The organism is Pseudomonas sp. LBUM1641, from assembly GCF_059716235.1.
The window spans coordinates 5,600,500-5,620,130 of record NZ_CP166815.1 but is presented as its reverse complement, the minus strand read 5'-3'; the positions used below and the strand labels follow the sequence as shown (position 1 = coordinate 5,620,130).

Below are 19,631 nucleotides of genomic sequence, written 5' to 3'. Positions count from 1 at the left end.
GGCAGATTATCCATTAAATCAATGAGTAACTTATTGCCCGAATGGGTTGAAGTTCAGCAAAAAGCCCTTATTTTAAACACGCCCTCTAAGAGCGCCGTGCCTGCATCGTGGAATAACGCCACTTTCCTCACCCACGTTTCCGGGTAGAATGCTCGTTCGCATGCGGCCGTGAGGGCTGCTCGGGCGACTCACGGGGCGCCCTCCATCCCTATGTGTGGAAGAACCTGCCGATATGTTTGCGCCTTTGTTAAAGAAACTTTTTGGAAGCAAGAATGAGCGCGAAGTCAAACGCATGCTCAAGACGGTGCAGCTGGTCAATGCCTTCGAAGAGCAGATGGTTGCCCTTTCGGACGAGCAATTGCGCGCCAAGACCGAAGAGTTCAAGGCCCGCATAGCCAAAGGTGAAACCCTCGACAAGCTGCTTCCCGAAGCCTTTGCGGTCGCCCGTGAAGCCGGTAAGCGTGTCATGGGCATGCGCCACTTCGACGTTCAGTTGATCGGCGGCATGACCTTGCATGAAGGCATGATTGCCGAAATGCGCACCGGTGAAGGCAAGACCCTGGTAGCAACCCTGGGCGTTTACCTCAACGCACTGTCCGGCAAGGGCGTGCACGTTGTGACGGTGAACGACTACCTGGCCCGCCGGGATGCCAACTGGATGCGTCCGCTGTATGAATTCCTCGGCCTGACCGTCGGCGTTGTCACGCCGTTCCAGCCGCCGGAAGAGAAGCGCGCCGCCTACGCTGCCGACATCACCTACGGTACCAACAACGAATTCGGTTTCGACTACCTGCGCGACAACATGGCGTTCAGCATGGAAGAAAAATTCCAGCGCGAACTCAATTTTGCCGTGATCGACGAAGTCGACTCCATCCTGATCGACGAAGCCCGTACCCCGCTGATCATTTCCGGTCAGGCCGAGGACAGCTCGCGCCTGTACACCGAAATCAACAAGCTGATCCCGCGCCTTGAGCAACACATCGAGGAAGTGGAAGGCGTGGTGACCAAAGAAGGTCACTTCACCATCGACGAGAAGACCCGCCAGGTCGAACTCAACGAAGCCGGTCACCAGTTCGTCGAAGACATGCTGACCCAGATCGGCCTGCTGGCCGAAGGCGAGAGCCTGTACTCGGCGCATAACCTGGGCCTGTTGACCCACGTGTATGCCGGCCTGCGTGCTCACAAGCTGTTCCATCGCAACGTCGAATACATCGTGCAGGACGGCCAGGTCGTACTGGTCGACGAACACACCGGTCGTACCATGCCGGGTCGCCGTCTGTCGGAAGGCCTGCACCAGGCGATCGAAGCCAAGGAAGTCCTGAACATCCAGGCAGAGAGCCAGACCCTGGCCTCGACCACCTTCCAGAACTACTTCCGTCTGTACAACAAACTGTCCGGCATGACCGGTACAGCCGACACCGAAGCGTTCGAATTCCACCAGATCTACGGTCTGTCGGTGATGGTTATCCCGCCGAACAAGCCGCTGGCGCGTAAAGACTTCAACGACCTGGTGTTCCTGACCGCCGACGAGAAATACGCTGCAATCGTCGCCGACATCAAGGAATGCATGGCCCAGGGCCGTCCGGTGCTGGTGGGTACTGCCACCATCGAAACTTCCGAGCACATGTCCAGCTTGCTGAACAAGGAAGGCATCGAGCACAAGGTCCTCAACGCCAAGTTCCACGAAAAAGAAGCCGAGATCATTGCCCAGGCCGGTCGCCCAGGCGCACTGACCATCGCCACCAACATGGCCGGTCGTGGTACCGACATCCTGTTGGGCGGTAACTGGGAAGTGGAAGTCGCCTCCCTGGAAGACCCGACCCCGGAGCAGATCGCGCAGATCAAGGCCGACTGGCAGAAGCGTCACCAGCAAGTGCTGGAGTCCGGTGGCTTGCAGGTGATCGCTTCCGAGCGTCACGAATCGCGCCGTATCGACAACCAGTTGCGTGGTCGTGCCGGTCGTCAGGGTGACGCCGGTTCCAGCCGTTTCTACCTGTCCCTGGAAGACAGCCTGATGCGTATCTTCGCCTCGGACCGGGTGAAGAACTTCATGAAAGCCCTGGGCATGCAGTCCGGTGAAGCGATTGAACACCGCATGGTGACCAACGCCATCGAGAAGGCCCAGCGCAAGGTAGAAGGCCGCAACTTCGACATTCGTAAGCAACTGCTCGAGTTCGATGACGTCAACAACGAACAGCGTAAAGTGATTTATCACATGCGTAACACGTTGCTGGCCGCCGACAACATCGGCGAGACCATTGCCGATTTCCGTCAGGACGTGCTCAACGCCACTGTCAGTGCACACATTCCGCCGCAATCCCTGCCTGAACAGTGGGATGTTGCCGGTCTGGAAGCCGCGTTGAAGAGCGACTTCGGTGTCGACTTGCCGGTCCAGCAATGGCTCGACGAAGACGATCACCTGTACGAAGAAACCCTGCGCGAGAAGCTCATGACCGAGCTGCTGGCCGCGTACAACGAAAAAGAAGAGCAGGCGAGTGCCGAAGCACTGCGCACCTTCGAGAAGCAAATCGTACTGCGTGTGCTGGACGACCTGTGGAAAGACCACCTGTCGACCATGGACCACCTGCGTCACGGCATCCACTTGCGTGGCTACGCCCAGAAGAACCCGAAGCAGGAGTACAAGCGCGAGTCGTTCACGCTGTTCTCCGAGCTGCTGGATTCGATCAAGCGCGATTCGATTCGTGTGCTGTCCCACGTTCAGGTGCGTCGCGAAGATCCGATCGAGGAAGAAGCCCGCCTGCGTCAGGAAGCCGAGGCACTGGCTGCGCGCATGCAGTTCCAGCATGACGAAGCACCGGGTCTTGAAGCTCCGGAAGTGTTGGGTGAAGAGGTCGATGTGGCCCTGGCCCAGGCGCCGGTGCGCAATGAGCAGAAGCTGGGTCGCAACGAGCTGTGCTGGTGCGGTTCGGGCAAGAAGTTCAAACACTGCCACGGCGAAATCAACTAAGATTTTCGCCTGACGCTGCAACACCCCGCGCCGCGACCGGCATCAGCCGTCGCGGCGTTTTGCCATTTCGTCACCGTCGATAACGACGGGATACACATCCACTATTGTTAGGAGCGCATTCATGGCTGTTGGTCTTGGTCCTTTGCCCACGTTGCACCCGGTTGCCGGTTTTGAACTTGGTATCGCATCGGCCGGCATCAAGCGCCCGGGGCGCAAGGATGTGGTAGTGATGCGCTGTGCCGAAGGCTCGACCGTCGCGGGTGTGTTCACCCTGAACGCGTTTTGCGCGGCTCCGGTGATTTTGGCCAAGCAACGGGTTGAAGGCCCGGTGCGTTACCTGCTGACCAATACAGGCAATGCCAACGCCGGCACCGGCGAGCCAGGCTTGGCCGCCGCTGCCCGTACCTGCGCCAAGCTGGCGGAACTGACCGGCGTTGATGCCAGCCAGGTGCTGCCGTACTCCACCGGCGTGATCGGTGAGCCGTTGCCGGTCGAGAAAATCGAAGGCGCGCTGCAAGCCGCACTGGATGACTTGTCGGTGGATAACTGGGCGGCTGCGGCCACCGGCATCATGACTACCGACACCCTGCCCAAAGGCGCAAGCCGTCAGTTTGTGCACGAAGGCGTCACCGTCACCGTCACCGGCATCAGCAAAGGCGCCGGCATGATCCGCCCGAACATGGCGACCATGCTTGGCTACATCGCCACCGACGCCAAAGTCTCCCGTGATGTACTGCAGAACCTGATGCTCGACGGCGCGAACAAGTCGTTCAACCGCATCACTATCGACGGCGATACCTCGACCAACGACTGCTGCATGTTGATCGCCACCGGCCAGGCCGACCTGCCGGAAATCACCTCGTCCAACGGCGCGTATTTCGCAGCGTTGAAGCAGGCCGTGTTCGAAGTGTGCATGGACGTGGCGCAGGCCATCGTGCGTGACGGCGAAGGCGCCACCAAGTTTGTGACGGTTGAAGTCAACGGCGGCGGCAACCACCAGGAATGCCTGGACGTTGGCTACACCGTGGCCCATTCGCCGCTGATCAAGACTGCACTGTTTGCCTCCGACCCGAACTGGGGCCGTATCCTGGCCGCTGTGGGCCGCGCCGGTGTGCCGAACCTGGACGTGAGCAAGATCGACGTATTCCTTGGCGAGGTGTGCATCGCCAGCCGTGGCGCCCGGGCCGAGACGTACACCGAGGCCCAGGGTTCTGCGGTGATGCAGCAGGAAGAAATCACCATCCGTATCGAATTGGGTCGCGGTGAGTGCAGCGAAACCATCTGGACCACCGACCTGTCCCACGAGTACGTGAAGATCAATGCGGAATACCGAACCTGATACTCAGGTATGGCAGGTGTCACTGTAGGAGCGAGCTTGCTCGCGAAAAACCAGAGGGCGCCCCGCTGAGTCAGGAAGCCCGCGTTATCGTTAACGACCTTCGCGAGCCAGCTCGCTCCTACAGGTGGATTTACGTTTAGAGGAACAATGCGGTGAAACGAGTTCATGTAGCAGCAGCGGTCATCCGGGGTGTCGACGGCAGGATTCTGCTGGCGCGCCGCGCCGATACCCAGCATCAGGGCGGCCTCTGGGAGTTTCCCGGTGGCAAGGTGGAGGCCGATGAGTCGGTCGCTACCGCGCTGTCCCGTGAATTGCAGGAAGAGTTGGGCATCCAGGTTACGGCAGCTCGTCCGTTGATCAAGGTGCAGCATGATTACCCGGACAAGCAGGTGTTGCTGGATGTCTGGGAAGTCTCGGCTTTTACCGGTGAACCTCACGGTGCCGAAGGGCAACCCCTTGAGTGGGTAGCCCAGCGGGACTTGCCGAACTATGAGTTTCCGGCGGCCAACGCACCGATCGTAGCAGCAGCGCGTTTGCCGGCTGAATACCTGATCACTCCGGGTGAGCTGGAAACGCCGACGCTGTTACGCGGCATTCAACAAGCTATCGCGGGCGGCATCAAGCTGATTCAGTTGCGTGCTCCCAACGGTTACGACCCCAAGTACCGCGACCTGGCGGTGGACGCCGTGGGGCTGTGTGCGGGCAAGGCTCAGCTTATGCTCAAGGGGCCGTTTGAATGGCTGGGGGATTTTCCCGCAGCCGGCTGGCACATGACCTCGGTGCAACTGCGCAAATACGCGAGCAAGGGGCGACCTTTGCCGAAGGATCGCTGGTTGGCGGCGTCCTGCCACACTGCTGAAGAACTGGCGTTGGCGGAGTTGATGGACGTGGATTTCGTCACGCTGTCACCGGTGCAGCCGACCCAGTCTCACGCTGATGCCCAGCCATTGGGTTGGGAGCAGGCGCAGCAGTTGATCAGTGGTTTCAGCAAACCGGTGTTCTTGCTGGGTGGGGTTGGCCCTGCTGAGCGGGAAAAGGCCTGGGAGGCCGGGGCTCAAGGTGTGGCGGGGATTCGGGCGTTCTGGCCTGAGGTTTGAGGCATAATCTTGGCGAGTGGCCAGGGGAGCAGTTGTGGCGAGGGAGCTTGCTCCCGCTTTTTTGGGGCCGCTAGGGGGTGTCAGAAATTTTGTGTTCGGGCATACCATGAGCAAGAGGTGCATGTATGCCAACCAAAAAGAAACCACCGCTGCGTGAACTACCAAAAATCCCGAAAGAGCTGCTCGAGCAGTTCGCTGACGGCATGATGACCGCCGAGGCCATCGAAGACGCCTCAGCGGCTTTCAAGAAGGCTCTGATCGAGCGAGCCTTGAATGCCGAGCTCGGCCATCACCTGGGCTATCCGCCGGGCGCGCAGCGCCCAGAGGATGAGACCAACCAGCGTAATGGCAAAAGCGGCAAGACGGTTCTCACGGGCGATGGGCCGCTCCGGCTGGATATTCCGCGTGACCGGGACGGCAGTTTTTCGCCCATTCTGATCCCCAAGCACGAACGCCGTTACACCGGTTTCGATGACAAGATCATCGCTATGTACGCCCGCGGCATGACGGTCAGAGAGATCCGCGCGTTTCTCTCCGAGCAGTACGGTACGGACGTTTCGCCTGATTTCATCAGCTCGGTGACCGACGAGGTCATGGCTGAGATCGGCGCATGGCAACAGCGGCCCTTGGAGCCGATGTATCCGGTTATTTTCTTCGATGCCCTGCGGGTCAAAATCCGCGAAGAAGGACTGGTGCGTAATAAGGCGATCTACTTGGCACTGGGTGTTCTGCCTGACGGCACACGGGATATTCTCGGCATTTGGATCGAAAATACCGAGGGCGCCAAGTTCTGGATGAAGGTGTTCAACGACCTCAAAACACGCGGTATTGAAGATGTACTGATCGCCGTGACAGATGGACTCAAAGGCATGCCAGAAGCCCTTGGCGCTGTCTTTCCAGCGACGACACTGCAAACCTGCATTGTTCATCTGATCCGTAACAGCCTTGATTACGCAGCGTGGGATAAGCGTCGCGAACTGGCCAAGGCGCTCAAGCCGATCTACCAGGCGGTCACCGCCGAAGCGGCTGAACAGGCGCTGGACGCGTTTGAAACCGGGCCCTGGGGCAAGCAATACCCGACGGTAGTGGCTGCTTGGCGAAGGGCCTGGGATCGAGTCATTCCATTTTTCGTCTTCCCGCCAGCAATCCGAAAAGTGATCTACACCACCAACGCCATCGAGAGCATCAACGCTCAGCTACGAAAGATCATCAAGACTCGCGGCCACTTCCCGACCGACGATGCGGCAACCAAACTGATCTGGCTCGGGCTGCGAAATATCACTGCAAACTGGGGCTCGGCGGCCCATGACTGGAAAAGTGCGATGAATCAATTTGCGATTCTGTACGGAGATCGATTTATCAGGCCAACCTGGTAAAAGCACGGCCTGCCTGACGGCAGGCCGTTACCGGCCCGCACACAAAAAAACTGACAGTCCCGGCCGCTACGCAGCCCAGCGGGAGCAAGCTCCCTCGCCACAAATCTCAATCAGTCAGTAAGGATTAGTGCGGCTTCGCCGCCGCCTGCCACAAAATCTCCGCAACGCCCTGGCGCTTGGCAATCACCCTGGCGGCCACAAACAGCAAGTCCGACAGCCGGTTGATATACGCCAACCCCACGCCTTCCAGCGGTTCCACTGCATTCAGGTGCTGACACCGACGCTCCGCACTGCGGGCCAGGCTGCGGCAGACATGAGCTTGGGCAATCAACGCCGAACCCCCCGGCAGAATGAAGTTCTCCAGCGGCCCGACCTCTTCATTCCAGCGATCGATCGCCGCCTCAAGCCGGTCGACTTCCGCCGCATTCAGCGCCTTATACACCGGCATCGCCAACTCGCCACCCAGATCAAACAGCCGATGCTGGCAAGGCGTCAGCACCTTGATCACATCCTTCAATGCCGGATGCTGCCCGCTCTGTTCCTCAAGACCCGCCAACAACAAACCCAGCTGGCTGTTCAACGCATCGACTTCGCCAATGGCCTCTACCCGTGGGTGGTCCTTTGGTACGCGGCGGCCATCGCCCAGGCCGGTTTCGCCCTTGTCGCCGGTACGGGTGTAAATTTTCGACAGGCGAAAGCCCATGGTTAGCGCTCCAGTTGAGTCAATTCGTTGGGGGGCAGTTGGCTGCCGGCCAAGGGCAGGCGCAAGGTGAAGCAGGTGCCCTGGCCGAGGGTGGAATGCACTTCCATCTGCCCTTTGTGATTGTTGGTGATGATGAAATACGAAACCGACAACCCAAGGCCGGTGCCCTGGCCGATTTCCTTGGTGGTGAAGAACGGTTCAAAGGTGCGTTTGCGCACGTTCTCGCTCATGCCAATGCCGTTGTCTTCCACCTGGATCTCCGCCCATGGCGGGTTGAGCCGGGTGCGCAGGATGATACGCCCTGGCTCGCTGTCATCCTCACGCTGGTGAATTGCCTGTGCGGCGTTTTTCAGCAGGTTGAGCAGCACTTGTTCGAGTTCGTTGGCGGTGCCGGGGACCGGACCCAGTTGCGGGTCGAACTGGCGGATGATCGCCTGGCCCTTGAAGTCGAAGCCGACGATGAGGTCGAAATCGTTGCCGGCAATCTCCACGGCCTGGTCGATCAAGGCCGGCAAGTCGCAGGGCGCCATCTGGCGGTTGCTGCGGCGGCTGAAGCTGAGCATGTGGGTGACGATTTTCGCCGCCCGGGCACCGGCCTGCTGGATGCCGTCGAGCAATTGCGGCACTTCGCGGCTTTGCAGGTAACGGTTGACCGTGTCCAGGTCGATGCCCACTTGTTCGGCGTGCTCGAGGTTTTTCGGTAGCTCGTTGGACAGGCGGCGGCGGATGTTCTGCACGTTATGCAGGATTGCCCCCAGCGGGTTGTTGATTTCGTGGGCCATGCCGGCGGCGAGGCCACCCACCGAGAGCATCTTCTCTGACTGCACCATCATTTCTTCCAGGGACAGGCGCTGGGTGATGTCGTCGATCCGGATCACCACGCCGCGCCCGGCACCGCCCATCAGCGGGTAGAAGGTCAGGGCGTAGTGCTTGGCTTCGTCATCCTTGATCCAGGTGACCCGCTCGATCCGCTCCACGGTGTGTTGCTCTACCGTGGCCTTGATCTGGGGCAGGAACGGCTTGAGCGGCTGGAAGGCAAGGAAGATCGGCTGGTTCAACGCCTCGTCCAGACGGGTGCCGGAAAGCGCACTGGCTTCCTGGTTCCATTGGGTGACGTAGAGCTGCTCGTCGAGGGCGATCAGCGCCGAGGGCATCGAGTCGATGATGCTGTTGAGGTAATTCTGGAAACCGGTGAGCTTTTTCTCGATCTTGCTGCGCACCTGGACTTCCAGCTCCAGCTTGCGGTTGGTGTGGCGGGTTTCTTCCGCCAGGCCCTGGGCTTGATCGTAGGCGGCCTGGGAATCATCGCGGGCGCGCTTGAGCTGCTGCTCGCGGGCTTCGATGCGCGAAAGCATGGTGTTGAAGGCTTCGGCGAGGCTGCCGATTTCATCGTGGTTGCCACGGCCGGCGCGCAGGGCGTAGTTCTCTTCCCGGGTTACCTGGCGCGACAATTCTTCCAGTTCATGGATTGGCCGGGTAATCAGGCGCTTGATCTGCCGGGCAATCAGCAGCCACAGCAGCACGCTGAAAATCAGGATGCCCAGGCTGGCGGTGAAGGTCCCGGTGTAAAAGGCCACCGGCAGTTCGCTACTGGCCACCAGCAACAAATGCCCGGACGGTTGGCCGGCGCGGGGTAGGGTGATCACCTGGTTGCTGCGAAACTCGGTGGCGCGCCAGGTTTCAATATCCCGGTAATTGTCTGGCAGGTGCAGGCGATTGGCATGTTGCAGCTGGGCCAGGCGCGTGCCTTCGCCGTCATATAAGGCTGCGGCCCGCAAGGGTGAGTAGCTGGTCAGTTCATCCAGCAGGGTTTGCGCCTTGAGCGGTGAGTCCAGGGACTCGGCGGCGAGCGAGGGGCTGGACACCAGCCGACCGATGGCCTGCAAGGCCTGAGGTGCCATGCTTTCCTGGGAGATCCAGTAGGCGGCGCTGATAAAGGTCAGGTTGGCCACTAGCAAGACGGTGGTCAACAAAACCAGCAGGGCCGCCAGCAGTTTTTGCCCAACCGGTAGATTTTCGAGACGCTGGCGCAGTGGCATCAAGGTTTTCGCTGCAAAGGAACAGGCAGGCAGGGTAGCGCGTGCTTCAGTCGCTGGGCAATCCGCGTGCAGACAGTCGCTGTACCAGGCGCGCCTGGAGTTGTTGCAGGTGCGGCAAGGTCAGTTGGTGGCGTGCGGCCGCCTGGCAGGCGTAGCCCAGCAAATAGCTGATTTCGGTGCGTCGGGCACTGGCCACGTCCTGGTACATCGACGAGTAATTGGCTGCCGTGGCCTGGATCACCCGTTCCACTTCGCTCTGCAGGTCCTGCGCGGCAGCGGGTTGGCCGCAGCACTCCAGCAGGTCGGCGAGTTCGGCGCACAAGGTGGCCACTTCACATTGATGGGCTTGCAGTTCGCCATTGCGGCATTCGTAGAGCGCGGTCAGCGGGTTGATGGCGCAGTTCAAAGCCAGTTTGCGCCACAGTCGGGTGAGGATGTCGGTGCTCCACTCATGGGGAATGCCGGCCGCTTGCAGGTCATCCAGCCACAGCGGCGGGGTAGGGTGGCTCGCATCTCCCAGCCAGGTGTAGCCATGGCCGGCAAACACGACCCGCCAGTCGCCCTCGCGAAACGCGCCTTCGGTGCTGGAGGCGAAGATGCAGCGTGCCTGGGGCAGTTGGGCGGCGACCGCGTCCTGGCTGCCCAGGCCGTTTTGCAGCAGGATCAGTTCGGCGTCCGGTGCCAGTCGATGTTCAAGCTGTGCGACGGCCTCTTGGGCGTCGTAGGCCTTGCACGCCACCAGCAGGCGATGAATCGGTCCTGAGCTGTCGGAGGTTTCGCCGACAACCGGGTAAGTGTGGGCCACTCCATGCTCAACCAGGGTCAGGCCCTCGGCGGCCTGATAACTCGTCAGCCGCATGTGGTCCCGCAGGATCAGGCGCACGGGCAACCCGGCACGGGCCAGGCGGGCGGCCCACAAGGTTCCGAGGCTGCCAGCGCCGAGGACATGCCAGGTGGTCGACATCAGTTTTTACTCCGTAAGGCTGCCCGCAGTGAACGAGGCGAAAGAACCGCTATAATGCCCGGGCATTTTAGCCTGGGCGTGCTCCATCTCTACTGAGCCGCGCCCCTTTTTATTGGAGAAATTACATGCCGTCGTTCGACGTGGTATCCGAACTGGACAAACACGAAGTCACCAACGCCGTCGAGAACGCCGTCAAGGAACTGGATCGTCGCTATGACTTGAAGGGCAAGGGCAGCTTCGAGTTCAAGGAAAAGGACCTGACCGTCAACCTGACCGCGGAAGCCGATTTCCAGCTCGAAGCGATGATTGAGATCCTCAAGCTGTCGCTGGTCAAGCGCAAGATCGATGCGCAATGCCTTGAAATCAAGGATGCGTATGCCTCCGGCAAGCTGATGAAGCAGGAAGCCGTGCTCAAGGAAGGCATCGACAAGGAGCTGGCGAAGAAAATCGTCGCTCACGTCAAGGACGCGAAGCTCAAGGTCCAGGCCTCGATTCAAGGCGAGCAGGTGCGTATCACCGGCAAGAAGCGTGACGACTTGCAAGAGGCCATTGCTGCCTTGCGCGCTAAGACTTTCGACATGCCGCTGCAGTTCAATAACTTCCGTGACTGATAGCACTTTGGGGAACCTGTAGGCGTTTTTGACGTCCCACGCCCCAGAACCTGCGCCCACCATTGAGCCCTACGGGGCTCAATTGCATTTAGGGCCAATCAATATGCCGAGCATCCGGTAAACAGGAGAATGTAGATGGATTTGAACGCTGAAGTGGATCACCTGATCAAGACCTCTGAGTCGTGGTTACCGATGATCATGGAATACGGCAGCCGATTTTTGCTGGCTCTGGTCACCCTGGCCATCGGTTGGTGGCTGATCAACGTCTTGACCCACCGAGTCGGGCGTTTGCTGGCACTGCGTAATGCTGACCTGGCGCTGCAACACTTCATTACCAACCTTGCGAACATTGCGCTCAAAGTCATGCTGGTGGTCAACGTGGCCTCGATGATCGGCGTGGCAACCACTTCGTTCGTTGCCGCGATCGGTGCCGCCACCCTGGCTATCGGTCTGGCTTTGCAAGGCAGCCTGGCGAACTTCGCCGGCGGCGTGCTGATTCTGTTGTTCCGCCCGTTCCGCATTGGTGACTGGATCGAAGCCCAGGGCACTTCCGGTACCGTCGACAGCATCCAGATCTTTCACACCGTGTTGCGCACCGGCGACAACAAGACGGTGATCATCCCAAACGGCAGCCTGTCCAACGGCCTGATTACCAACACCAACCGTCAGCCGACCCGCAAGGTGGTGTTTGATGTGGGTGTCGACTACGAAGCCGACCTGCAGAAGGCCCGCGAAGTGTTGCTGGAACTGGCCAAGGATCCACGTGTACTGGCTGATCCTGCGCCAGCAGCCGTGATTTCTACCTTGGGCGACAGTTCGATCACTGTATCCCTGCGAGTCTGGACCAAGACGTCGGACTATTGGGATGTAATGTTCATGTTCAATGAACTGGCACGTGACCGTTTGAAAGCCGCGGGGATTGATATTCCATTTCCGCAGCGGGTTATTCGCGTCATGCAGGAAAGTGCAGTGAAGTAAACGTGCGACGTGCGGATTAAACTTGTCTGGTGTGTCAGGTTTATTCGCGGGATTGAACTAGATAGCTAGCTTGCTAGTTATCCGGTTGTTGAGATCAAGTTGCAATAAAAAGCCGCTCACTTGCGAACAAGTGAGCGGCTTTTTAGTTAGAGCCTAGGCCCTAAGTCATCGTTGTAATCAAACTGCCAATTACAAGATGTTCAGCGGGTATTGCGCGATCAGACGCAGTTCGTCGATAGACGCCGAACCGTAGTACACACCATCGCTGGAGCGATAAGTGGCTTGACGTACACGCAGGCTCAGGTCTTTAGCCGGGCCGCTCTGGATGACGTACTTGGCTTCGATGTCACGTTCCCACTCTTTGCCGTTCGAGGTGTCGGCGGTGTTGGCGCCGGTACCTTTAACGTAGCGAGTCATGAAGCTCAGGCCTGGCACGCCAAACGTGGCCATGTTCAGGTCGTAGCGAGCCTGGAAGGACTTCTCGTCTTCAGCGTTGAAGTCGGAACGAGCGATGGAGTTGGCCAGGAAGATCGTGCCGCCGCCGTCTACGCCGTAACCGTAGTCACCGTCACCGCTAACCTTCTGGTAGGCCAGGGTAAAGGTGTGAGCCTGGATGGTGTACGCGCCTTGCAAGCTGTAGGCACGGTTATCCAGTTTGGTGGTGCCGTCCTTTTCAGCCCGTTGCAGGCCAGCGCCATCACTTTTGGTGCTGTAGATGTTGAAGTCGACTGCCAGGGACTGTTCATTGCTAAGCGCATGGGTCCAGTTCAGGTTGGCGTAGGTTTTCTTCCAGTAGTCTTCGGTCTTCGCGTAGTAGAGGCTGGCGCTGACTTCTGGAGTGAGGGCGTAGACGCCACCGATGAAGTCAGTTTTTGTCAGGCCCAGGCTGTCGCGGTAGGTCTGGGCTTGCGCCACGCTCGACGTGAAGTGACCGCCTTCGAGTTTCAGGCCCTTGATCTCGTTGCTGGTCAGCGAGATACCCTGTGGCAATTCAGGCAGCAGACGGCTGTCATCGGAAGCGAATACAGGTGCGGTGGTGTACTGGTCGCCGACTTTCAGGACCGTATCGGAGATACGGAACTTAACGGCGCCGCCGCCTTTGGAGTAATCATCCTGAGAGCGACCGTCGGAGCCCGTTGGAAACAGGCCAGTACCGGAACGACCCTTGCCGCTGTCCAGTTTGACGCCCAACAGACCGATCACGTCGACACCCACACCGATGGTGCCTTGGGTGAAGCCCGACTGGTACAGGCCGTTGAAGCCCAGGCCGGTTTCGTTGACGCGGCTTTTGCCGGTGTCGTTGTTACGGAAGTCGCGGCCAAAGTTCAGGAGGCGAGTGTTGATGCTGAAAGTACTGTCTTCAACAAAGCCTTTGGAGTCGTCCTGAGAGGACGCCATTGCGAACTGCGAGGTGCCTGCTGAAACAGCCAGGGCGATCATGCTCCACTTCATCACGCGCATCGTGATTTGCTCCTTTGGTTTTAGGAAGAGTACTGCCGTCCCACCTATATTTTTGTCTGGGCGGCTCTTTCTTTTTTGTGTCGGCGCAAAGTTATATCACGCAGACATTATTGACGATACTTGCACATCTATCCTTTCAGCTTCTTTACGGGCCTGTCGTAAATTGCTAGCTCCATGTCGCAAATTCACAGTCCGTTTGGAACCGGACTGACAACTTCAATACTGTTTAAAAGCGTTGAGGCGGGTAAGGAATATCCCTTCTCAAAGTTTTAACTCTTCCTTGAAAAGCATTGAACCGCTGTTGTTTTCCGTCGCGAAACACCTGCTTCCTGCCGGTGCCGTTGTCGACGATACAACGGTGAATGCAACAAGCGTGCACAAACCGGAAACCGAATGTGATTTTTTCGTGAAAATTGTCAACGCCGTGTAAAAACCGCATAAGCACGGGCTTTTTACACCGTTTGGTTTGGCCTTGACGCGCCTGCTGCACTCCTGTCCGGTGGTGCATAAAACCTGCACCAGCGCAAAACGTTACCGGTTCACCCCGTTCGGTGGGTAGTCGGCGGATCCCTTTGAGGCACAAATGGGTCATTTTGGTGCGATTGTTCCCGGTCTGCGTTTTTGCCCCAGGCTAGTGTTCTTATCCTGAGAGCCCTCTGGCCCAAGGTCTTTAAGCGTGTCCTACGTCCCGACTTTGACTGGGATTGGATGCATTGGTCATTTAGCGTAGCTGAAATATTGGTCTGTCTCGAAATGGTGCGTTTTTTTCGCGGCGTCCTGTTTGGGCGCGTATCTGGCCTGATGCATTCGCCGTGAAGCGCCCGGCATTCGCAGGTATGCTGGGCGCCTGAAACCTGACCCGCCGAACGGGAGTGACTGCTGTGTTCGCCTTAGATCCACGTCTTCAACAAGACACCTTGCCCATCGGGGATTTCCCCCTGTGCCGGCTGCTGCTGTCCAATGACTCGAATTACCCCTGGTTTATCCTGGTGCCGCGCATCGACGGTATCAGCGAAGTGTTTCAACTGGATGTCGCTGACCAGCAGCGCGTGTGGCAAGAAAGCACGGCGCTGGCGCAGTTGCTTAATGAAGGGTTTGGCGCCGACAAAATGAATATCGGTGCGCTGGGTAATGTGGTCAGCCAACTGCATGTGCATGTGATCGTGCGCAAGCGCGATGACGCCGCCTGGCCGGCGCCGGTCTGGGGCAAGCATCCGGCGAAGCCTTACAGCGACGAGCAAGTGGCGGCGATTCGTGCGCGCCTGCGCGAGATCCTGCCGGCCGGCTTCACGTTCCTGGAGGCTTGAGCCATGGACCTTCAAGACCGCGTGACCGACCTGGAAAGCCGCCTGGCCTTTCAGGACGATACTATTGAAACCCTCAATGACATCCTGGTCACCCAGCAGCGGGCGGTTGAACGCCTGCAGATGCAGATGACGGCGCTGCTCAAGCGCCAGGAAGAAATGGGCGGCCAGTTCGAGTCGTCCGAGGAAGAGGCGCCGCCGCCTCACTACTAATGTAATGAGGCAGGGGTGAATCCCCAGGCATAAAAAAACCGCGATGCAGCCAGGCTGCATCGCGGTTTTTTTGTTTCGGGGTGCTGGAATCAGCGACGCGGCAACGCCGCGATCACATCTTCGGCTTGCAGGCCCTTGTCACGATTCATCACGGAGAACTCCACGCGCTGGCCTTCCACCAGGACGCGATGGCCTTCGCCGCGAATCGCCCGGAAGTGGACGAAGATATCGTCGCCCGAATCCCGGGAAATAAAGCCGAAGCCCTTGGAGGTGTTGAACCACTTCACGGTACCGGTATCCCGGTTGGTCATGTCGTAGCTTTGCGACGCAGCGGCCGGCGAGGAACGGTAAAAACTGATGGCCAGATGAAGAACGATGGCTACCAGTGCTATTGCCAGGCTGAGCAGGACGGCCGGGTGGCCACCGACTTCAGGCATAGGCGCCAGCAGGGTGAGGGTTTGCACGACAACAGCCAGGACCAGCAGGGCGCTGACCAGGTTTTGCAGTTGATGACGCGGGCCTTTGTTCCAGTAAGGAATGACTGGAGCCAGTGTCAGGTTAAGAAGACCAAAGAAGGTCAGGTAGAGAGCGTCAGGTTGCTGCAGGTAAGGCAGGGTTTCTGAGCGCAGGCTGGGGATAAAGGACAGCAGCAAAGCTGCAGCGCCCGTTAGCAGGTGGACGATTTTCAACATTTTGATTAACTCACGTTAAGACGGATCACGAGGAAGAGCTGACTGGCACGGTTCGCTTCTGAACAATGGGAGGCGTTGGGCACGTGCACGGGTATCAGCCTATGCCGCTGCCGCGAAAAATAACGACGGCGACACGCTGCCTATTTAACAGCAAAGCCTGTGGCTACTCAAATCAAGCATTTCGGGCTGTTGCAAGGCGCGGGGGCATTTGCGCGCCAAACGCTTGTCCTAGACAGGTGCGGGATTTTTCGTCGGCGGCGGGTAATTTTTCTTGCAGGGCTCAAAGCCTTGCCTGCCGTGCAGACGCACGCTGCAAGGGGCGATTTGCCGCAGGTAGAGCTGGCCAGTCGGGCTGCACAAGGCCGGTACTCTTGCTAGAGTGGTCCTGCACCTGATCAATGAATTTTCTATCAATTGAAGGGGAAACACATGGCAATCGATATTGGTATCAGTGAAGAAGACCGTAAATCAATCGTTGACGGACTTTCGCGCCTGCTTTCCGATACCTATGTACTTTACCTGAAGACCCACAACTTCCATTGGAACGTAACGGGCCCCATGTTTCGTACGCTGCACTTGATGTTTGAAGAGCAGTACAACGAACTGGCGCTGGCGGTGGATTCAATTGCAGAGCGTATTCGCGCCCTGGGTTTTCCTGCGCCGGGTGCTTATTCGGTGTATGCGCGACTTTCGTCCATCAAGGAAGAAGAGGGTGTGCCGAGCGCTGAAGACATGATCAAGCAATTGGTCGAAGGCCAGGAAGCCGTTACCCGGACTGCCCGGGGTATCTTCCCGTTGTTGGACAAAGTCAGCGATGAACCTACCGCGGACTTGCTGACACAGCGTATGCAAGTTCATGAAAAAACCGCTTGGATGTTGCGCTCCCTGCTTGAAAACAAGTAACACCGGTGGCGGGTGGGCGTCGAGCTGACGCCCCTCGCGTGCCTGTTTTTCGGCGATTTCCCTGATTCTGCGAGCTTCCTGATACACGCGTTGGCTTGTCCTACGGTGATCAGCTCCCTGTCTTCTGGCTGCACTTGTCTTCTTGATGTTTTATAGCTCAACGGCCAACGACAACACTGATGAGTGGCCGTCAGGCAATGGAGTGTCAAGTGTATGTCACGCGGAGCAGGTAATGGAGTTATGGAAACGTGCGGGTTGCACAAGATAAAGGTAGATCCCTTTGCCAAAGGGTTCGATATGAACTTGGCGAGGCCATTGTCCCGATCCGTTCGGCTTAATGGTTTTTCGACGTGTTTGCGACTTGAAGAGGTGTATTGGAATATCCTCACGGAGATAGCCAGGATCAATGCCTGTTCGGTCAGTGCGCTGCTGTCTTACGTGGACCGTGAAGTGCACTTGCGATACGGCGGTGTAAAGAACTTCAGTGGTCTGGTCAGGGTAGTTTGTGTGGTTCATGTATTGAAAGGGCGCCTTGACGCGCCGGGTGTCCATCCGGACCTGGCATGATCCTTGTGCCGGCCGCCAGGCTCGGGATTGCCCCGGGTCGGGCGCCTGGCAGAAGCGTGCTGCCACCACCTATATAAAGAGCAGCGCGCCGCTACGGCTGCACAGCCTCGATTTACCAGATATAATCCCGGGCTTTGCTGCGCATGCCGGGACTTTCCCACGGGATAGAGTCAGGGCAGGGCGTGGCGCAGTAATGATCTGATCGCCGAGACATCTCCATGCCCATGTACGACTATCAATGCGCTTCCTGTGGTCATCAGTTGGAAGCCATTCAGAAGATCAGCGCCGCGCCGCTGGTCGATTGCCCGGCCTGCCAGGCACCGGAGCTTAAAAAGATGTTGTCCATGCCGGGCTTCCGCCTGAGTGGCAATGGCTGGTACGAGACTGATTTCAAGACCGGTACAAAGAAGAATCTGGCCGGCGGCGACAAAGCAGACTGAGTTGAACTCTACGCGCAGGCTCCTGCATTATCCGTCACCTGACTTAGCTGTACGGTGATGAGGCAGGCCTCCACTGAATTTCGAATTACGAGAAGCGAAACCACTATCATGATGCGCAGCCACTATTGCGGCCAACTGAACGAGACCCTGGAAGGTCAGGAAATCACCCTTTGCGGATGGGTTCACCGTCGCCGCGACCACGGCGGGGTGATCTTCCTCGATATCCGTGATCGTGATGGTCTGGCCCAGGTGGTGTTCGATCCGGACCGCGCCGAGAGCTTCGCCGCCGCCGACCGCGTGCGCAGCGAGTACGTTGTGAAGATCACCGGCAAGGTTCGCCTGCGTCCGGCCGGTGCCACCAACGCCAACATGGCGTCGGGCATGATCGAAGTGCTGGGTTACGAGCTGGAAGTGCTGAACGAGTCGGAAACCCCGCCGTTCCCACTCAACGAGTTCTCCGACGTTGGCGAAGAAACCCGCCTGCGTTATCGCTTCCTTGACCTGCGTCGCCCGGAAATGGCCGAGAAGCTGCGTCTGCGTTCGCGCATGACCACCAGCATCCGTCGCTTCCTGGACGAAAACGGCTTCCTCGACGTCGAGACGCCGATCCTGACCCGTGCTACCCCGGAAGGCGCTCGCGACTACCTGGTGCCGAGCCGTACCCACGCCGGTTCCTTCTTCGCGTTGCCGCAATCGCCACAGCTGTTCAAGCAGCTGCTGATGGTTGCCGGCTTCGACCGTTACTACCAGATCGCCAAATGCTTCCGTGACGAAGACCTGCGGGCCGACCGCCAGCCGGAATTCACCCAGATCGACATCGAGACCAGTTTCCTCGATGAAAAAGAGATCATGGGCATCACCGAGCAAATGATCCGCAACCTGTTCAAGGAAGTGCTGGACCTGGAATTCGGCGAATTCCCGCACATGACCTTCGAAGAAGCCATGCGCCGTTACGGTTCCGACAAGCCTGACCTGCGTAACCCGCTGGAACTGGTTGACGTTGAAGACCAACTCAAAGACGTCGACTTCAAAGTGTTCAGCGGTCCGGCCAACGACCCGAAATGCCGTATTGCCGCGCTGCGCGTTCCTGGCGCTGCGAGCATGCCGCGCAAGCAGATCGACGACTACACCAAGTTCGTCGGCATCTACGGTGCCAAGGGCCTGGCGTACATCAAGGTCAACGAGCGCGCCAAGGGTGTTGAAGGCCTGCAGTCGCCAATCGTCAAGAACATCCCTGAAGCCAACCTCAACGTGATCCTTGATCGCGTTGGCGCGGTCGATGGCGACATCGTGTTCTTCGGCGCCGACAAGTCGAAGATCGTCAGCGAAGCACTGGGTGCACTGCGGATCAAGGTCGGTAACGACCTGAACCTGCTGACCTGCAAGTGGGCGCCGATGTGGGTTGTCGATTTCCCGATGTTCGAAGAGAACGACGACGGCAGCTTCAGTGCCCTGCACCACCCGTTCACCGCGCCGAAGTGCACGCCGCAAGAGCTCGAGGCCAACCCGGCTGGCGCTCTGTCCCGTGCCTACGACATGGTGCTGAACGGCACCGAGCTGGGTGGCGGTTCGATCCGTATCCACCGCAAGGAAATGCAGCAGTCGGTCTTCCGCCTGCTGGGCATCAACGAAGATGAGCAGCAAGAGAAGTTCGGCTTCCTGCTCGATGCCCTGAAATACGGCGCGCCGCCTCACGGTGGCCTGGCCTTCGGCCTGGACCGTCTGGTGATGCTGATGACCGGTGCGCAGTCGATCCGTGAAGTGATTGCCTTCCCGAAAACCCAAAGTGCTGCCGACGTGATGACGCAAGCACCGGGTGTGGTGGATGCCAAGGCACTGCGCGAGCTGCATATCCGTCTGCGCGAAGCACCAAAGGCTGAGTAAGGCCGCAGCGTGAAAGCGCCATAAGGTTTTACATTGTCAGCTAAGGGCGCATCTTCGGATGCGCCTTTGCGTTACAAGGGCTGTACGTTAAA

At 58.6% G+C, this 19,631-nt stretch carries 17 protein-coding genes; 12 read left to right on the top strand and 5 right to left on the bottom strand.

All coding sequences use genetic code 11. From position 1 onward, the window contains the following. Positions 1-232: 232 nt before the first annotated feature. The 4 genes from secA to ACA046_RS25830 all read left to right on the top strand — a co-directional run bounded on the left by secA (position 233) and on the right by ACA046_RS25830 (position 6,780). Positions 233-2,968: a preprotein translocase subunit SecA gene (gene secA, locus ACA046_RS25845; protein WP_459023352.1), complete on the top strand. Its 2,736-nt coding sequence runs from the start codon at positions 233-235 to the stop codon at positions 2,966-2,968. A gap of 121 nt (positions 2,969-3,089) precedes the next feature. Then, positions 3,090-4,307, top strand: coding sequence for a bifunctional glutamate N-acetyltransferase/amino-acid acetyltransferase ArgJ (argJ, locus tag ACA046_RS25840; RefSeq protein ID WP_003209777.1), 1,218 nt, complete (start codon positions 3,090-3,092; stop codon positions 4,305-4,307). A gap of 152 nt (positions 4,308-4,459) precedes the next feature. Continuing rightward, positions 4,460-5,404 carry a Nudix family hydrolase gene (locus ACA046_RS25835; RefSeq protein ID WP_497675240.1) on the top strand — a complete coding sequence of 315 codons (945 nt, stop codon included), beginning with the start codon at positions 4,460-4,462 and terminating at the stop codon, positions 5,402-5,404. 125 nt (positions 5,405-5,529) lie between these two features. Further along, positions 5,530-6,780 carry an IS256 family transposase gene (locus ACA046_RS25830; protein WP_497674398.1) on the top strand — a complete coding sequence of 417 codons (1,251 nt, stop codon included), beginning with the start codon at positions 5,530-5,532 and terminating at the stop codon, positions 6,778-6,780. A gap of 124 nt (positions 6,781-6,904) precedes the next feature. Here the strand turns inward: ACA046_RS25830 and ACA046_RS25825 are convergent, their stop codons facing one another. The 3 genes from ACA046_RS25825 to ACA046_RS25815 are packed head-to-tail and all read right to left on the bottom strand — an operon-like array spanning position 6,905 to position 10,486. Then, the gene (locus ACA046_RS25825; RefSeq protein ID WP_497675239.1) at positions 6,905-7,483 is read right to left on the bottom strand and encodes a cob(I)yrinic acid a,c-diamide adenosyltransferase; all 579 of its coding nucleotides are present in this window, start codon (positions 7,481-7,483) and stop codon (positions 6,905-6,907) included. A 2-nt stretch (positions 7,484-7,485) separates the two neighbouring features. Beyond that, complete coding sequence (locus ACA046_RS25820) at positions 7,486-9,522, bottom strand: sensor histidine kinase (RefSeq protein ID WP_459023347.1); 2,037 nt, start codon at positions 9,520-9,522, stop codon at positions 7,486-7,488. Positions 9,523-9,568: 46 nt separating this feature from the next. Continuing rightward, on the bottom strand, positions 9,569-10,486 hold the full coding sequence (locus ACA046_RS25815) for a putative 2-dehydropantoate 2-reductase (RefSeq protein WP_497675238.1): 918 nt from the start codon (positions 10,484-10,486) through the stop codon (positions 9,569-9,571). 125 nt (positions 10,487-10,611) lie between these two features. Here ACA046_RS25815 and ACA046_RS25810 point away from each other — a divergent pair, with 125 nt between their 5' ends. Together ACA046_RS25810 and ACA046_RS25805 are read left to right on the top strand one after the other, a co-directional pair. Then, the gene (locus ACA046_RS25810; RefSeq protein ID WP_076017433.1) at positions 10,612-11,097 is read left to right on the top strand and encodes a YajQ family cyclic di-GMP-binding protein; all 486 of its coding nucleotides are present in this window, start codon (positions 10,612-10,614) and stop codon (positions 11,095-11,097) included. Between the two features lie 135 nt (positions 11,098-11,232). Next, positions 11,233-12,075, top strand: a complete 843-nt coding sequence (locus tag ACA046_RS25805; RefSeq protein ID WP_076017432.1) for a mechanosensitive ion channel family protein — start codon at positions 11,233-11,235, stop codon at positions 12,073-12,075. A 189-nt stretch (positions 12,076-12,264) separates the two neighbouring features. Here the strand turns inward: ACA046_RS25805 and ACA046_RS25800 are convergent, their stop codons facing one another. Continuing rightward, the gene (locus tag ACA046_RS25800) at positions 12,265-13,536 is read right to left on the bottom strand and encodes an OprD family porin (protein ID WP_258347421.1); all 1,272 of its coding nucleotides are present in this window, start codon (positions 13,534-13,536) and stop codon (positions 12,265-12,267) included. An 881-nt stretch (positions 13,537-14,417) separates the two neighbouring features. Between ACA046_RS25800 and ACA046_RS25795 the strand changes: the two genes are divergently transcribed. Both ACA046_RS25795 and ACA046_RS25790 read left to right on the top strand, forming a co-directional pair. After that, on the top strand, positions 14,418-14,843 hold the full coding sequence (locus ACA046_RS25795) for an HIT domain-containing protein (protein WP_459023340.1): 426 nt from the start codon (positions 14,418-14,420) through the stop codon (positions 14,841-14,843). Positions 14,844-14,846: 3 nt separating this feature from the next. Further along, entirely contained in the window at positions 14,847-15,053 is a 207-nt protein-coding gene (locus ACA046_RS25790) for a SlyX family protein (protein ID WP_017475674.1), read from the top strand. 89 nt (positions 15,054-15,142) lie between these two features. Here the strand turns inward: ACA046_RS25790 and ACA046_RS25785 are convergent, their stop codons facing one another. Continuing rightward, positions 15,143-15,745 carry a cold-shock protein gene (locus ACA046_RS25785; RefSeq protein WP_003209798.1) on the bottom strand — a complete coding sequence of 201 codons (603 nt, stop codon included), beginning with the start codon at positions 15,743-15,745 and terminating at the stop codon, positions 15,143-15,145. A 429-nt stretch (positions 15,746-16,174) separates the two neighbouring features. Here ACA046_RS25785 and ACA046_RS25780 point away from each other — a divergent pair, with 429 nt between their 5' ends. The 4 genes from ACA046_RS25780 (at position 16,175) to aspS (ending at position 19,539) form a co-directional block, all read left to right on the top strand. After that, positions 16,175-16,648 carry a Dps family protein gene (locus ACA046_RS25780; RefSeq protein WP_003209800.1) on the top strand — a complete coding sequence of 158 codons (474 nt, stop codon included), beginning with the start codon at positions 16,175-16,177 and terminating at the stop codon, positions 16,646-16,648. Between the two features lie 213 nt (positions 16,649-16,861). After that, positions 16,862-17,215: a ribbon-helix-helix domain-containing protein gene (locus tag ACA046_RS25775; protein WP_497675237.1), complete on the top strand. Its 354-nt coding sequence runs from the start codon at positions 16,862-16,864 to the stop codon at positions 17,213-17,215. 218 nt (positions 17,216-17,433) lie between these two features. Then, on the top strand, positions 17,434-17,655 hold the full coding sequence (locus ACA046_RS25770) for an FmdB family zinc ribbon protein (RefSeq protein ID WP_076017428.1): 222 nt from the start codon (positions 17,434-17,436) through the stop codon (positions 17,653-17,655). A 108-nt stretch (positions 17,656-17,763) separates the two neighbouring features. Continuing rightward, positions 17,764-19,539, top strand: a complete 1,776-nt coding sequence (gene aspS / locus ACA046_RS25765) for an aspartate--tRNA ligase (protein ID WP_076017427.1) — start codon at positions 17,764-17,766, stop codon at positions 19,537-19,539. Positions 19,540-19,631: the final 92 nt, after the last annotated feature.

Bases quoted from the DNA above. Each gene is read 5' to 3' on its own strand.
- argJ (WP_003209777.1), top strand. From the start codon at position 3,090: ATGGCTGTTGGTCTTGGTCCTTTGCCCACGTTGCACCCGGTTGCCGGT.
- ACA046_RS25790 (WP_017475674.1), top strand. From the start codon at position 14,847: ATGGACCTTCAAGACCGCGTGACCGACCTGGAAAGCCGCCTGGCCTTT.
- ACA046_RS25770 (WP_076017428.1), top strand. From the start codon at position 17,434: ATGCCCATGTACGACTATCAATGCGCTTCCTGTGGTCATCAGTTGGAA.
- ACA046_RS25810 (WP_076017433.1), top strand. From the start codon at position 10,612: ATGCCGTCGTTCGACGTGGTATCCGAACTGGACAAACACGAAGTCACC.
- aspS (WP_076017427.1), top strand. From the start codon at position 17,764: ATGATGCGCAGCCACTATTGCGGCCAACTGAACGAGACCCTGGAAGGT.
- ACA046_RS25780 (WP_003209800.1), top strand. From the start codon at position 16,175: ATGGCAATCGATATTGGTATCAGTGAAGAAGACCGTAAATCAATCGTT.
- ACA046_RS25820 (WP_459023347.1), bottom strand. From the start codon at position 9,522: ATGCCACTGCGCCAGCGTCTCGAAAATCTACCGGTTGGGCAAAAACTG.
- ACA046_RS25805 (WP_076017432.1), top strand. From the start codon at position 11,233: ATGGATTTGAACGCTGAAGTGGATCACCTGATCAAGACCTCTGAGTCG.
- ACA046_RS25830 (WP_497674398.1), top strand. From the start codon at position 5,530: ATGCCAACCAAAAAGAAACCACCGCTGCGTGAACTACCAAAAATCCCG.
- ACA046_RS25815 (WP_497675238.1), bottom strand. From the start codon at position 10,486: ATGTCGACCACCTGGCATGTCCTCGGCGCTGGCAGCCTCGGAACCTTG.
- ACA046_RS25775 (WP_497675237.1), top strand. From the start codon at position 16,862: ATGTCACGCGGAGCAGGTAATGGAGTTATGGAAACGTGCGGGTTGCAC.
- ACA046_RS25785 (WP_003209798.1), bottom strand. From the start codon at position 15,745: ATGTTGAAAATCGTCCACCTGCTAACGGGCGCTGCAGCTTTGCTGCTG.
- secA (WP_459023352.1), top strand. From the start codon at position 233: ATGTTTGCGCCTTTGTTAAAGAAACTTTTTGGAAGCAAGAATGAGCGC.
- ACA046_RS25825 (WP_497675239.1), bottom strand. From the start codon at position 7,483: ATGGGCTTTCGCCTGTCGAAAATTTACACCCGTACCGGCGACAAGGGC.
- ACA046_RS25800 (WP_258347421.1), bottom strand. From the start codon at position 13,536: ATGCGCGTGATGAAGTGGAGCATGATCGCCCTGGCTGTTTCAGCAGGC.